The organism is Haloferax marinum (assembly GCF_009674625.1).
In the GTDB taxonomy this organism is placed as follows: Archaea; Halobacteriota; Halobacteria; order Halobacteriales; family Haloferacaceae; genus Haloferax; species Haloferax marinum.
Genome location: NZ_WKJQ01000001.1, coordinates 1,938,925 through 1,953,172 on the forward strand (window position 1 = coordinate 1,938,925; position 14,248 = coordinate 1,953,172).

Consider the following 14,248-nt stretch of genomic DNA (forward strand, 5'->3'; position numbering starts at 1 on the left):
AAAAGAGAGACGAAGGGAGAGGTGAAGGGAGAGACGAAGGGAGAGGTGAAGGGAGAGACGAAGGGAGAGACGAAAAGAGAGACGAGTAGTCGTCTTCAGTCTGCGATACTGATTCTCGGGTCGATCATGCCGTAGACGATGTCGACGACGTAGTTGCCGACGACCACGAACGCTGCCGTCAGGAAGAAGACGAACTGGATGACGGGGTAATCCGATTGCAGCACCGCTTCCACGAGGGCGTTCCCGATACCGGGCCAGTTGAACACGATTTCGATGAGGACGAGTCCACTGATTGCCCGCCCCAGCGATATCGGATAGAACGTGATGATGGGGATGATAGCGTGCTTCCCGAGGTGTCGAATCCACCGAGCCTTCGGTAAGCCAGTCAGTTTGTGGTAGTGGAGGAAGTCCTGTCCGGCCATCTCGACGACGCTCGTCCGCATGATGAGGAGCGGTTCGTACATGTATTTAATCGCGATGACACTGAACGGCAGCACGTAGTGCCAGAGGAAGTCACCGGTGGTGTATATCTTCCACCACGGCGCGTCCTCTCCCATCTCGAGTGCCACCTGTGGCGTAATCATCCCGGACGTTGGGACGAGGCCTAACCACCCAGCGAAGATGATGACACCGATGATCGCGAGGAAGAACGATGGAGTCGTCCCCACACCGACGATGGGGAAGATGCCGTACTTCTCGAGGAGGGAATCCCGCTTGATTCCCATGATGGTGCCGAGCGACGTTCCGAGCAGGTAGCCCGCAGTCACACCGGGTGCGACGAGGATGAACGTGTTGAACATCTTGAGCTTGACGTAGTCTAACACGGGCTTGCGGTAGTGCAGCGACGTTCCAGGGTCTAACTGGGCCATGTTCACGAGGTAGTGGTAGTACTGGACGTGAAGCGGGTCGTTCAATCCCCACTGCTCTTCGAAGGCGGCCACCGCTTCCGGACTCGCTCCTTGGAATATCATCTGGTCTGCGATACTGCCGGGGATGAGTCGGAAGAGCATGAAGAGGAACGTCAGTATCAACATCAGCAGCACGGCTGTCTGGATGGTTCTGACGGCCACGTAGCGTTTCATGCTCATCTCGCTCCCTCCTGTGTGGTTGCGATTCGTCTCACGTGTTCAGTCGTCATTGCGTGTTGCCTCCCTGGAGGGCCGCTTCTGTGTTCGGACGACTGTCTGATTCTTCGTAGTGTAGGTGACATGCGGTGAACTGGTCGGGGTCTGTTTCGACTTTCTTGGGTGCGGTATCGCATCTCGGCATTCGCTCGGGACACCGGTCTTTGAATCGACACCCTGCTTCGAGTTCTTCCGGACTCGGTGGGCTACCATCTAAAGCCGTCCGTGGACGGTCGCTGAACGGGTCTGGGATTGGAATCGCGTCGATGAGCGCTTGCGAGTAGGGATGCCTCGGTTGGCCCAGAATCTGGTTCGTCGGTGCTGTCTCGACGACGCGCCCGAGGTACATCACGTGAATCAGGTCACAGATGTCTGAGACCGTCGAGAGGTCGTGTGAGATGTACAGCATGGAGAGTCCCAACTCTTCGGTGAGGTCAGACAGGAGTCTGAGAATCGCCGCCTGAGTCGACACGTCGAGCATCGACACCGGTTCGTCGGCGAGGATGACGTCGGGTTCGACGATTATCGCTCTGGCAATCGAGACGCGTTGTTTCTCCCCTCCGCTCAGTTGCTTCGGAAGCCTATCCAGATACTTCTGCGGTGGGTTCAGTTGGACACGGTCGAGTGCGTCGTGAATCCGTTCTTCGGAGTACTCGATGTCGTGAATCTTCAGCGGTTCGATGAGTGACTCACGCACCGTGAACTTCGGGTCCAGCGACTCGAACGGGTTCTGGAAGATTATCTGGACGTTCTTCCGGAACTCCTTCCAGTCACGTTTCGAGAACTCCGACAACGGCTTTCCTTTGTAGAAGATGTCGCCACCGGTCGGGTCGGTGAGACCGATGACCGTCTTCAGCAACGTACTCTTCCCACATCCACTCTCGCCGATGATTCCTTGCACTTCGTTCTGGTCGAGCGCGAGCGAAACGTCGTCGACGGCGCGTATCGGTTCTTTCGACGAACCGAACAGTGAGTCGAGGAACCCCCCTTTCCGTGTGAAGTACTTCTCTAAATTCCGTATCTCTAATACTGGTGTTTCATTCATTGGGTTCACCTCCATCTGTGAGCCCTGCGAGCTCTGTCAACTCTCCTTTCAATGCGTGTGTCTCGTCGTTCCGGAAACACGCCGACTGGTGATTCTGCTCCGACTCGCTCACGTTCTCGAGGGGGGGTGCGTTCTCGTAACACGCGTCGACTGCCCACGGACAGCGCTCGACGAACGAGCACTCGGTGACTTCGCCGAGTTGTTCCGGTGGGTGTCCCTCGATAATCTCGAGCTTTCGGTCGGGATATCGGATGTCTGGGAAGGCTCGTTGCAGGAGAATCGAATACGGGTGTGTCGGATTCCGATAGATGTCTTCGACCGACCCACTCTCACACACCTGACCGCCGTGTAAGACCGCGATTTGCTCACACGACTCGAAGACGACGCTGATGTCGTGGGTGATGAGCAACATACTCGTGTCGGTGTTGGCCTTCACCCGGTCGAGGTATTTGAAGATTTGATCCTGCATGATAACGTCGAGTGCGGTGGTCGGTTCGTCTGCGATGATGAGTGCAGGATCCAAGAACAACGCGAGTGCGGTAATCGCTCGTTGTTGCATCCCGCCAGAGAACTGGTGCGGGTAATCGTCGATTCTATCCGGCGAGAGGCCGACGATCTCGAACAGTTCTTTGAACCGTTCGAGCGCTTCGGACTTCGACAGGTCCGAGTGGACGCTGGCGATTTCGACCGCCTGTTCGCTCACACGCTGGAGTGGATCCAGACTGTTCATCGAACTTTGTGGGATGTACGAAATCTCCTTCCAGCGGATCTTTTCGTTCAACTCCTCTTCGGTGTAATCTTGAATCTCCTCGCCCTTGTACAGGATTTTCCCTGCTGTGACTTCGCCGTTCGAGTCGAGTCCCCCGATGACCGATTTCACGAGGGTACTCTTTCCGCTTCCGGACTCTCCGACGAGGCCGGAGAACTCACCCGGTTCGATACTGAACGAGGCACCGGAAACCGCGGTAACGGGGCCTCGGTTCGTCTGGTATTGAATCGTCACGTCGCGAAATTCGAGTAATGGTTCAGTCATCTTATCCCATCTCCAGCATGGCGTCGTCAGTCTGTCCCGAGAGCACTTCGAACCGTCTACCCAGCATGATTGCCGAGAGCACAGTCGTCGAAATCAGCAGTCCTGGTGGAAGCGACCACCACCAGGCGTCTGCGACGAGTCCGGACCGGTAGGCGTTTCGAATCATCACACCCCACGAGGGAATGAACGGATTCGACACGCCGACGAAGGCCAGCCCCGCCTGCGCGATAATCGCGTATCCGATCCCCATCGCGAAGAAGAGGATGACCATCGACCCCACGTTCGGAACGATGTGCTTGAGGATGATGTAGGGTGTGCTGGCTCCACTGGCTTTCGTCATGAGGATGTACGGTCGCTGCTTTATCTGTAACACCTTCGACCGAAGGACGCGAGCACTCCCACGCCACAGAATCCCGCCGATGATGAAAATCGTGACGAAGAAGTCGATTCCGAACACTCCGACGAGGACGATGGCGAACGGAATCAACGGAATACTGTAGATGAAATCCGTAATCCGCATGAGCACGTTGTCGGTTTGCCCACCGAGGTATCCCGCCGTGATGCCGACCATCCCACCGAGTGTCACGATGATTAGCCCACCGAGAAGTCCCGTTATCATCGTCGGTCGGACGCCGTATATCATTCGCGAGAGGACGTCCTGTCCCGTCGAAGTCGTCCCGAGTGGATGTGCCAGTGAAGGCGGTTGTGCACGAAGGATCTGTCCAGCCTCGCTGAAGAGTATTTTATCGTACGGATACGGGGCGATGTGTGGGCCGATGACGGCCAGAACCAGCATAACCGATAGATACCCCATCGCCAGCTTTGCTGGCCGATCGTCCATCAGCCTCCTCAGCCCTGAGAGTACGTCTCGAATGAGAAACCGGTCTTTCAGTGACCTGATTCCTCCCACCTCTAAACTCATTGTTCATCGTTAGCACGAAGTCCCATTATTTAGGTGTTTTGCACGATTTTCAATGTTATCTTCGGCCGTCTATTTAATAACATCTTGCCAGTCTCCCGACTTCTCGGAAGAGGGCGGTAGACCATGTGTTCTCTGAAGCGGGACACTTCAGTCGGTGAGGAAAAAATTGATACCGGGAACTGGTGATACCCGAACATGGACGAACGCGACGTAGTGAGATTAGTAGAGGATGGTGTACTCAGGGAGACGGAAACTGGTCGTGTCGAACTTGGCAGTGAGTTCAGAGAGGAGGTCGAAGAACGGGTCGCCGTGCTCGAAGCCAGCGAAGAGGACGCCCTCGATGCGACGATGGAGACAGCGGTGTCCTCACAGGCAGTGCGAGCACTCTTCGATGCGCACGACCGACACCGGATTCCGTTGTTCGCACTCTTCGACATGCTGGGTGACTCACTCCCTTCGTCCGACGAAGAGTCACGCCTGCAGTTGTCGGTATTCCTTTTCCAGTTGATGAACGGCTATCCGCAGGACGATGGCACACCGGCCAACTTCTTTCCGGTCGACGCAGACCTACTGCCCATCATCCTCGGCGCATTCGACCGCATAGTGGTGTACGTCTGGCGAGAAGACTGTCCACCGTGCGAGTTGATGCAGGAAGACCTGGGTCGTATCGCAGCAGACCGCGAGGGAGTCGCACTGTTCTCTATCTACGGACCTGAGTGGAAAGACAAGCTCGAAGACCAGCTCGGTGTCGTTGGCGCGCCGACGACGCTCTTCGTCGCGGACGGAAAGGTCGATTCTCGACTCCACGGGGCGCATTACCCCGAGGTCATCACTGAAGAACTCGAAAAGACGCTATCGTCGTAAAAAGGAATGCCAGGCCGTCTCGGTGGTGTGTCTCGTATCTTTGTTATCCACTCAGGCAGGGGAACTCGTCGGTATCTGGTTCCTCTCCTTTGGGCCACATCGGGGACGTGTCGGCATCCGCGGGGAACCGGAGGTTGCCGTCGCCATCCCATCCCCAGCCGTGTTCTTCGAGGAGTGCTCTCGCACCTTCGACGTCGCCGGTCGGGTCGTCCGTGAAGTTGGGGACGACGCCCTCTGGCGGCGACCCTGGGTGGTTCTCGAGCAGGGGTGTGGCACGCAGCACGGGTTCTTCCTTGCCGAGGTACCCGATTTGGGAGATCTTCTGGCGGTCGATGGACGCACCGATCGCTTTCCGGAACTCCTTGAACTGCCCCGGTGCGAAACTCGACTGCGGGTACAGCACGTGCGGGAGGAAGCCTTTGAGGCGACCGATTTCCATGTCGTCGCCGAGTTTGCCCTTTATCTGCTCGAGAATCGTCGGCACGATGTTCGTGATGACGCCGACTTCACCGGCCTCGAACGCCTGCCGCGCACTGTTGCTGTCCTTGAAGCTCTGGATGATGACCGGAGAGTTCGGTTCGTGAACCGGGTGCCCGTCGTGTGGGACCATCTTCATGAACTGCGCGACTTCGTAGTCGTCGACTGCGAAGGGTCCGGACCCGATGAGGTCCGTAATCGTCGCACCCGCGGGGTCTTCCGGTGCACCGGCGTCGACCCACGTCTGTTTGTGCAGGATGCCCCACAGCGGGATGACCTTCGTGATGAAAAGCGGGTACGAGTCCGAGAAGTTGAACACGACGGTCTTCTCGTCGGGCGTCTCGATGGAGTCGAGCGGCATCTGGTCCATCTTCGGGTACGCACCGATGTTGTTGTTCAGTTGCTCGAACGTGAACTTGACGTCCTCCGACGTAATCGGGTCGCCGTTGTGGAACGTCGCGTCACGGAGCGTGAACGTGAAGCGTTTGGCCTCGTCTTCTTCCGTGAAGTCCGAGGCGAGCATGGTCTGCAGTTCGCGGTCCTCGTCGTATTCGAGCAGCGGCGAGTGCAGCATGTGCCCGTATGGGTACATGTCGGCGTGGGACGACATCGTGAGGAAGTTCAGCGACTCCGCGATACTGAACCCGGAGTAGCCGGCGACGATGCTGTCACCGGTCTTCGCTTCGGACTGGATGTAGAAGTGCGGGTTCATCGGTCCCATCCCGGATTGGCCGACTCCTGCGATATCGATGAAGTCGGACCGGGCAGCGTAGTAGTAGGAGAACCGGATGAGCGGAATCACTGGGGCCTCTTCGCCCATCACTTTGTGGGCTTCGTTGATGAGTTGCTGACGCTCGTCGAGGCTTGCCGCGTTCGCCTGCGCGAGTGCCGGTTCGGTGTACGCACAGTTTGCCCAGTTCGGATAGTTCGGCCGTCCGTTTCCGCCCGCGTAGTCTGCAGCGAAGATACGAGTGAACTCGAAGGGGTCCGCCCGGTCGGGTGCAGACTCGTGGTAACCTTTCGTGATGTGGTTCGTCCGCTGGTCTGCGAACGTCTGTGAGAGCTGCGTTCCACCATTGACCGGTTTGATTTCGGTCGAGAGGCCGAGTTGTTCGAAGTTCTGCGCCACGACGGGGAGGAAGTCTTCCTCGGCTTTCGCCTGCGACCAGTTCGTCCAATACTCGATGACGAGGGGTGGCACGCGCTCGCCTAAGTTTTGACTCCCACCGCTCGACCCGCCGCTGTCGCCACCGCCTCCAGAACCAGACGACCCGGAACTGTCTTGATTTCCGCCACAGCCCGCTAACCCTGCAGTGACCGCCCCGCCGATGCTGGCGAGCACGGTTCTGCGATTGATACTCCTCCGATTCGATGCTGTTTCGGCATCGATATCGGGGTCTGAACCCTCGATATCGAGGCCTTTGCTATCACGCGACATCGTACTGCCAGTCCTCAATAAGGGCATAAATAAGTTTGGCTACCTTCGTGACGAGTTACAGATTGTGTCTGTAGTTAATTTTTGGTCGAACAGTCGATTCACCGGAGGGTGACACGGTTATCTCGGTGCTCCGGCCGCCTCTCCCTCGACGTTCGAAGAGCGAGTCCGTCGAGATATCCACGAGGTGCGTGACGTCGTCGAAGTACCCCTGGGCGTACATCACGATGCCAAAACCGGTAGCTGTCCGCTGTCCCGAGAAGGACTCGGGTGTTCGACGGAGTGGTTAGGCGAATCGCGCAGGGGAGAGATACGACTGCACGTCAGAGTCGACGTCGTCGCCTTCGATTACGTCAGCCAGATACCCACCAACTGCTGGTGACAACGTGACGCCGAGGCCGTTCATGCCTGCGGCGATGTAGAAGTCGGAGATGTCCGTCTTCCCGACGATTGGAACCCCATCTGGTGTGAGCGTCCGTACACCGACCCACTCGTTGACGAGTTCGACGCCGTCGAGACGCGGAATCGCCTCTTGGATACGGTCGTCGATTTCGAGGTAGAACTCGTGGTCGATAGACCGGGCACCGGCCGGATTCAGTAACTCGGCGTTCTCGTAGCTTTCACCGAAACGCCCTGCGAACGCCTGATTGTGGCCCTCCCCACGGAAGTATAGCCCGTCCCCAAACTGGATGAACGGAAGCGAGAAGGTCTGACTCTTTTGCAGGACGACGACTGGACCACGATTGTGCCGGAATGGAAGTGACACGTCGACCATCTCGTTTACCGTCGGCGCCCACGGCCCTGCCGCGTTCACGACCGCAGCAGCCGAATGGGTTCCAACTTCGGTCTCGACGCCCGTGACGCGGCCGTCTTCGGTTACGATATCTGTGACTGCAGTCTGTGTTTCGACGGTGACTCCCGCGTCGGTCGCCTCTCGAACGTAGTGTTGGATAATCTCTGATGGGTCCATGTACCCGTCTTCCGGAGTGAACATCGCACCCGACACGACGTCTGGGTTGAGGCCGTGGTCCGAGAGCGAATCCGGCTCGAGGAACGACGCTTCGGCACCGAACTCTTCGAGCGTGCCAGTGAGCTCGCGAAGAAATTCGCTCTCTTCGTCCGTGTTGGCAACGTCGAGTGTCCCAATCTGCTCGAAACTGAGTGTTTCGTCGCGTACCAGTGGTTCGTAGTGTTCCCACGAACGGGACCGAAGTTTGTGGCTCAACCGGTCGGGCGACGATTGGTGCCAGACGAAGAGCGCGACGGAATCTGCCGACGTTCCGGAACCGAGTGCATTGCGTTCGTACAGGACGACAGGGCGAGGATTGTCTCGGAGGTTGTAGGCGAGACTGGCGCCGATGACTCCTCCCCCGATAATGACTATGGGGTCCATTGCCATGCTGGTAATCCTGGCTTGTTAAAAAGTTTTTCACGGATGGTTCGTGACGTGTCTCCCCTCTGTGAGAAATAGTGTTTGTCGATGCCAAACAGTTATAGTCGTGGTCGGAGAGGCACGGTTATGGGAACAAGGGATTCCGAACCGCGCTCTATCAAATCGGTCCACACGGCGTTCGGTATCGTCGACGAACTCATCGACCGACGAGGCGCTGGCGTCACCGAACTCTCGGAGGCTCTCGGCTGTTCGAAGACGACGGTACACACACACCTCTCGACGCTGTCAGGGCTCGGGTACGTGACGCAACACGAAGACGAGTACCGCGCAAGTCTTGGATTCCTCACGACTGGGAACCGAATCCGAGAGAACTTCGACCTGTACCGGTACGGGCACTCTGTTGCGGACTCACTCGCCGAGTCGACCGGTGAGGTTGTCCACCTTGCTGTCGAGGAAGACCAAATGGTTCACTTCGTGCACGCGACCCGTGGTGGCCCCGACGCAATCGAGTCTGTCACCCCAATTGGCCGGACCGCGCTACTTCATGCGACGGCGGTCGGGAAAGCGATGTTAGCCCACATGCCAGACGAGCGCCGAGACGCGCTCCTCCCCGACGAATTAGAACCGATGACGACGCGGACGATTACCGACCGAGACTTACTTCTCGAGGAGCTCGACCAAATCCGTGAGCAGGGATACTCTGTGAACGACCAAGAGCAAGTACTGGGTGCTCGGTCGGTCGCGTGCCCGGTCAAATACGTTACAGGCGAACTCATGGGTGCAATCGCTGTGAGTGGGCACGCGTCGCGCTTGGACGACAGAAGTATCGAGGAGTTGGCGGTGAGTGTCAAGGAAGCAGCAAACCAGATAGAGATCGATCAAGGGTGACGACGTACTGCGCTTGAACACACCGGAATATCTGTTTGGCATCGACAAACACTCTGTCGGGTGTCATCGAATAACATTACGCGTGTACTTGTGTAATGCGCTGTCGCCTAACTTTTCTCGAGCGTACGCGTCCATTTGTGCTAGGCCGTCGTTCATCTCACCGCTGTCTGGTTCTTCGAACGCCCGACAAACGTAACGATAACCCGAAGTTGCCTTTTCGTGAACTCAGTCGACGACCGAATCCTTTCACCGTATTCTCGCACTGCCTTTCGTGATAACACCCCACACAATTCGTTTGTCATTACCAAACAGATTCTACTCGTCTCTGTGCTCTCTTTCTTCTCACTAGGTGAGTCTCTGCTGCCCGTTCGAGCAGTGACGGACGTACCACGGCGCGTGCCGTGTGAGTCTCCGTTCTGTTGCCAACTGACGAGTCAAGTTGGTATTTCGCATGATTTATGTAGTGAGTCTTGGACGCTACGATTATGCAGCGAGAGACAGCAGAGCCTACAGTTGCGCGATTACCGGGCCCGAAAGCTGAACGGTGGGTCGATTTTCATCGCAACTCTTCCGCACCGAGTACGTACGTCTACGACTTCGTCTGGGACATCACCGAAGACGCGGACGGTCCGTTCTGTACAGACGCTGATGGCAACGTCCTCCTCGACTTCACGAGCCACGTCGCCGCGGCACCCCTCGGGTACAACAACCCGATGCTTCTCGATAAACTTCGGGAGTTCGACCTCGTCGACCCGCTGAAGATTGCGGGACAGGACTTCTACGTCAGCACAGGAGGGACACCAGACGAGACCGACCTCCCCGGTCCTGCCCACTTGATGGACAAACTCACCGAACTCACGTCGCACTACGGGATGGACACGGTGTTCCTCTCGAACTCCGGTGCCGAGGCCGTCGAGAACGCGATGAAAATTGCCTACGACAACTGCGACCTCCCCAAATACGGCATCACGTTCGAGGGTGCGTTCCACGGGCGGACGCTCGGTGCACTCTCGCTCAACCGGTCGAAATCCGTCCATCGGCGAAAGTTCCCGGAAATCAGCGGCATTCACGACGTTCCATACTCCCTGGAGGGTGTCGAACGTCTGCGAGAGAAACTCGACTCGAAGCACGGCCACATCCCGCCCGAACAGGCCGCGTTTATCATCCTCGAACCTGTGCAAGGAGAGGGTGGCTATCAGGTACCCGACCCGCAGTTCATGCGAGAAATCGACGAGTTGTCTACCGAACACGACATCCCGATAATCGCCGACGAAATCCAGTCGGGTGTCGGGCGAACCGGTGAGATGTGGGCAGTCGACCACTACGACATCGAACCCGACGTCATCACGAGCGCGAAAGCCCTCCGTGTCGGTGCGACGATCTCCAGTGTGGATATCTTCCCCGAAGAGAAGAGTCGGCTCTCCTCGACGTGGGGCGCCGGTGACATCCTCGCGTCGATGCAGGGGACGTTGACGCTCGTTGCCATCGAGGAACACGACCTGCTCTCGCACGCAGAACAGAAGGGTGAACGCTTGCTCGGACAGCTTCGTGACCTCGTGGAACGTCACGAAGACGCTGTCGTCGACGCGCGTGGCCTCGGCTTGATGACCGCCATCGAATTCGACACGAAAGAGCGGCGTGACGCTGTCGTCGACGCGGCCCTCGCGCGCGGGCTATTGACGCTCGGATGTGGGAAGAAGACGCTCCGTCTCTTGCCCCCATTAGACGTCCGTGACCGTGAACTCGACCTCGCTATCGACCTTCTCGACGACGCGATCGGCGCGGCGTAATCACCGTTCGAACTGGGAACTGACGGAAGCGAGGGTTGGATTTGCCGGACCCTCGTGAGCACGTCCCGGCCCCTTGAGACTACGGAGTCTACCAGCCTGATACCCATGGCAGAGGGCTGGCATTCCGTCGGTCTGTCTGGTGGGGACTCCTCTCCTACCAATTACGACCACTCTTTCACCCACCCGCGGGATGGTGCGTCGCAAGCCCAATTTGTTTGGTAATAACAAACGTTAGTGTGTGCTCGGGGTATGACGAACGTATTGTTGTAATGGGGGTCTACGAACTCTCGCACACGACGTTCACCACGACTCTGCGACTCCTCTCTCGATGGCAGCGTCTGCCCGTCTGTCTGCCCGTCTGTCTCTCGTCCCGACGGAGCTATTGGCTTTCACTGAACGCCATGCGGGCCGATCCGCCAGTTCCCGCCGTCACTCTCCCCACGCACACCGCCAGCGTCTGGCGGAGTTCCTCTCTCCAGTGTCTACCCCTCTTACCCTGTCCCGTCAGAAAATATATTGTTTCACAGCCTATACAGATTTCTAGGTCGTGTAAGATATTCTAACATATATCCGTGTGGGTTCTTAATGTGCTATTCGTTCGTCTTCCAGGGCCTATGCCCCCCGAATAGCAATCGACATTCAGCATCTACAGATTACACGTTTCTCATTTTAATTAGAAATTTGATATGAACTATTTGTTATAGTTGTCCAATCGCACGACGTTGATGAAAATCCACCATCTCCGGAAATCTCCAGACACATGCCCAGAGACCCCCGGTTGTACCGTTCACGTCTGTTGCGAACCAACGCTGTCTGTCACGCTGTTGGAGTACGACTAGTTGGCAGTGCTCGACGTTGGGAAGAACATCGCAGTCACGAGACTAACTGGCCAGTGTAGTTGAGAGCTACTCGCAGTCGGCGCGCGCGTCTACGTCGGTCCGTCGGTCCAGAAAAAGAGGGTCGAAGTGGTGAAACTCCGCGACGAGAGCGCTCAGTCGTAGTTCGTTTCGACGGTGACCGTGGTCGTCTGGTCTTCGACCTGTACTGTGTAGTCGCCGGGGACGGCCCGAAGTGTTCCCGAATCGTCGACACGCCCGAGCGACGCTGCGTCGATGGTGATGGACACTGTCTCTGTCGCTCCTGGTTCGACCGAGACACGCTCGAATCCGCAGAGTTCCCGGACCGGTGTCACTCGTGACCCTGGCTGGTCGGTGACGTACACTTGCACGACGGTCGACCCGTCCCGGTCTCCGACGTTTTCGACCGGAACCTCGACTGTCGTCGTTCCGTGGGGCGGGATGGTCTCGTCTGTGACCGACAGCGAACCGAACTCGAACTCGGTGTAACTCAGTCCGTGGCCGAACGCGAACAGTGGGTCGTACGACGGAAGATGTTCTTCGGGGCCAATCGGTGTCGGGTGCGGGAAGTGGTTGAACCGAGTCGGGAGATGGCCAGCAGACCGTGGGACCGATATCGGGAGTTTGCCGCTCGGGTTGTGCTCGCCAAAGAGCGTCTCCGCGACTGCCTGTCCACCCATCGTTCCGGGGTAGTAGGCCATCAACAGCGAAGGGAGAGAACGAGCCATCCACTCGACGGCCAGCGGTCGACCGGTGACGAGTACGCCCACGACGGGCGTCCCTGTCTCGTGGAGCGCTTTCAGGAGGTCACGTTGTGCGTCAGGAAGTTCGAGTGTGGTTCGGTTCGGGAACTCGTCCGGTTCTGTGCCGCTTTCTGCGGTGGGTCCGAACTCGTGGAGATACCAGTTCTCACCGACTGCCACCACCGCGACGTCCGCCTCTTCGGCGGCCGCCACGGCCGCGTCGACGTCGAGTCGCTCGTTCATCGTCGCGCCTTGTTCGTAGGTGACCGTCCCGTTACAGACGGACTCGATTCCGTCTCTGATGGTGACCACGTCGGTTCCCGCGGCGTCCGGGACGCTCCACCCACCGAGTTGGTGAATCGGGTCGTCGGCGTTCGGCCCCGCGACGAGAACGTCGGCGTCGGGGTCCAACGGGAGGGTTCCGTCGTTCTGGAGGAGTGTCATCGACTTCCGCGACAGCTCTAGCGCGTCGGCGCGATGCTCGTCGGTGCCGACGACTTCCTGTGCTTCGCTCGCATCGACGAAGGCGTCCTCGAACAACCCGAGACGGAACTTGAGTCCGAGGACGCGCCTGAGGCTCTCGTCGAGGACGTCCTCGGGGACCTCTCCTTCCTCGACGAGTGACGCGAGGTGGGCTGCGTGTTCGATGGCGTCGACCGACGCCACGTCGAGGCCAGCGTCACGGGTCATCCGAACCGAACCTCGGTGGTCGTTCGTAACCCGGTGGTCGTCGTGAAGCATCCTGACTCCGTTCCAGTCCGAGACGATGGTCCCATCGAAGCCGAGCTCACCGCGAAGGAGGTCGGTGAGGTACTCTTGTGACCCGTGGGCGGGCCGTCCGTCGATGGCGTTGTAACAGGGCATGACAGACGCGACACCCTCGTCGATCGCGTCGAGGAACGACGGTAAGAACACGTTCCGCAGAAGATACGAAGAGACCTCGACTGGGGCTGTGTCTTCCCCACGTACGGGCTCACTGTATGCCGGGAAGTGCTTCGCCGTGGCTACGACCGACTCCGGGTCGTCGAGACCCTCGCCTTGATATCCGCGCACCATCGCAGCAGCGAACCGGCCGCAGAGAAACGGACTCTCCCCGAACGTCTCGAAGGTTCTGCCCCATCGGGGTTCGCGTGCGACGTCACACGTCGGCGAATAGTTCTGGTGTGCCCCGGTTTTCCTGACCTCTGTCGCGGTGATGTCTGCTGCCGTCTCCGCCCCCTCCTCGTCCCAGGTCGCCGCCATCCCGAGTCCGTTCGGATACGCTGTCCCCTCCGCGACGTACGCGTGCCCGTGGACGGCGTCGACGTTGAACAGTAGCGGAATCCCGAGTCGCGTCTCCGAGAGCGCGACTTCCTGAAGCCGATTGACCGTCTCGACGACGTCGTCGAGACGAGAGTCGAGAGCTCCAGCCCACCCGAACGATGCGACAGCACCCACGTTGTGTTCAGTAATCTCCGTCTCGACGTCTTCGGCGGATTTGAACTCACTGAGCTGTCCGGCCCAGGTGCCGACGAGTTGGCCCGCCTTCTCTTTTATCGTCATCCGCTCGATGAGATCTTCGACCCGTTTCTCGGTCGACAGAGTCTCATCTCTGTACGGGGGATGCGTGCTTTCTGACTGCATACTGCGAAAAGAAATCCGTGGGTATTTATAAATTTGCCAACCGGTGGCAAACCG

10 protein-coding genes are annotated in these 14,248 nt (G+C 58.2%); 3 read left to right on the top strand and 7 right to left on the bottom strand.

Translation table 11 applies throughout. The features are described from left to right. Window positions 1-95 precede the first annotated feature (95 nt). From GJR99_RS09910 to GJR99_RS09925, 4 genes are read right to left on the bottom strand one after another with little or no spacing between them, the layout of a single operon-like run. Complete coding sequence (locus GJR99_RS09910) at window positions 96-1,088, bottom strand: ABC transporter permease (RefSeq protein WP_151111698.1); 993 nt, start codon at window positions 1,086-1,088, stop codon at window positions 96-98. A 46-nt stretch (window positions 1,089-1,134) separates the two neighbouring features. Further along, window positions 1,135-2,169 carry an ABC transporter ATP-binding protein gene (locus GJR99_RS09915; RefSeq protein ID WP_191967098.1) on the bottom strand — a complete coding sequence of 345 codons (1,035 nt, stop codon included), beginning with the start codon at window positions 2,167-2,169 and terminating at the stop codon, window positions 1,135-1,137. Beyond that, window positions 2,162-3,202 (bottom strand): ABC transporter ATP-binding protein, encoded by a 1,041-nt coding sequence (locus GJR99_RS09920; RefSeq protein ID WP_151111702.1) that lies wholly within the window; start codon window positions 3,200-3,202, stop codon window positions 2,162-2,164. The genes GJR99_RS09915 and GJR99_RS09920 overlap by 8 nt, the downstream gene beginning before the upstream one ends. A gap of 1 nt (window position 3,203) precedes the next feature. Beyond that, window positions 3,204-4,043: an ABC transporter permease gene (locus GJR99_RS09925; RefSeq protein WP_191967099.1), complete on the bottom strand. Its 840-nt coding sequence runs from the start codon at window positions 4,041-4,043 to the stop codon at window positions 3,204-3,206. A 276-nt stretch (window positions 4,044-4,319) separates the two neighbouring features. Between GJR99_RS09925 and GJR99_RS09930 the strand changes: the two genes are divergently transcribed. Then, on the top strand, window positions 4,320-4,988 hold the full coding sequence (locus GJR99_RS09930) for a TlpA family protein disulfide reductase (protein ID WP_151111706.1): 669 nt from the start codon (window positions 4,320-4,322) through the stop codon (window positions 4,986-4,988). A 43-nt stretch (window positions 4,989-5,031) separates the two neighbouring features. Here GJR99_RS09930 and GJR99_RS09935 read toward each other — a convergent pair whose 3' ends face one another. Both GJR99_RS09935 and GJR99_RS09940 read right to left on the bottom strand, forming a co-directional pair. Next, complete coding sequence (locus GJR99_RS09935) at window positions 5,032-6,903, bottom strand: ABC transporter substrate-binding protein (protein ID WP_191967100.1); 1,872 nt, start codon at window positions 6,901-6,903, stop codon at window positions 5,032-5,034. 283 nt (window positions 6,904-7,186) lie between these two features. Beyond that, on the bottom strand, window positions 7,187-8,293 hold the full coding sequence (locus GJR99_RS09940) for an NAD(P)/FAD-dependent oxidoreductase (protein WP_191967101.1): 1,107 nt from the start codon (window positions 8,291-8,293) through the stop codon (window positions 7,187-7,189). Window positions 8,294-8,419: 126 nt separating this feature from the next. Between GJR99_RS09940 and GJR99_RS09945 the strand changes: the two genes are divergently transcribed. Then, window positions 8,420-9,181 carry an IclR family transcriptional regulator gene (locus GJR99_RS09945; RefSeq protein ID WP_191967102.1) on the top strand — a complete coding sequence of 254 codons (762 nt, stop codon included), beginning with the start codon at window positions 8,420-8,422 and terminating at the stop codon, window positions 9,179-9,181. 485 nt (window positions 9,182-9,666) lie between these two features. Further along, a complete protein-coding gene (locus GJR99_RS09950; protein ID WP_151111714.1) occupies window positions 9,667-10,971 on the top strand; it encodes a class-III pyridoxal-phosphate-dependent aminotransferase in 1,305 nt (434 codons plus the stop codon). Window positions 10,972-11,962: 991 nt separating this feature from the next. On the opposite strand, the gene GJR99_RS09955 is transcribed toward GJR99_RS09950, so the two are convergent. Further along, complete coding sequence (locus GJR99_RS09955) at window positions 11,963-14,194, bottom strand: glycoside hydrolase family 3 N-terminal domain-containing protein (RefSeq protein ID WP_449405217.1); 2,232 nt, start codon at window positions 14,192-14,194, stop codon at window positions 11,963-11,965. Window positions 14,195-14,248: the final 54 nt, after the last annotated feature.

Coding starts and splice junctions, on each gene's coding strand:
- GJR99_RS09915 (WP_191967098.1), bottom strand. CDS start 2,169: ATGAATGAAACACCAGTATTAGAGATACGGAATTTAGAGAAGTACTTC.
- GJR99_RS09935 (WP_191967100.1), bottom strand. CDS start 6,903: ATGTCGCGTGATAGCAAAGGCCTCGATATCGAGGGTTCAGACCCCGAT.
- GJR99_RS09910 (WP_151111698.1), bottom strand. CDS start 1,088: ATGAGCATGAAACGCTACGTGGCCGTCAGAACCATCCAGACAGCCGTG.
- GJR99_RS09945 (WP_191967102.1), top strand. CDS start 8,420: ATGGGAACAAGGGATTCCGAACCGCGCTCTATCAAATCGGTCCACACG.
- GJR99_RS09955 (WP_449405217.1), bottom strand. CDS start 14,194: ATGCAGTCAGAAAGCACGCATCCCCCGTACAGAGATGAGACTCTGTCG.
- GJR99_RS09930 (WP_151111706.1), top strand. CDS start 4,320: ATGGACGAACGCGACGTAGTGAGATTAGTAGAGGATGGTGTACTCAGG.
- GJR99_RS09925 (WP_191967099.1), bottom strand. CDS start 4,043: ATGGACGATCGGCCAGCAAAGCTGGCGATGGGGTATCTATCGGTTATG.
- GJR99_RS09940 (WP_191967101.1), bottom strand. CDS start 8,293: ATGGACCCCATAGTCATTATCGGGGGAGGAGTCATCGGCGCCAGTCTC.
- GJR99_RS09920 (WP_151111702.1), bottom strand. CDS start 3,202: ATGACTGAACCATTACTCGAATTTCGCGACGTGACGATTCAATACCAG.
- GJR99_RS09950 (WP_151111714.1), top strand. CDS start 9,667: ATGCAGCGAGAGACAGCAGAGCCTACAGTTGCGCGATTACCGGGCCCG.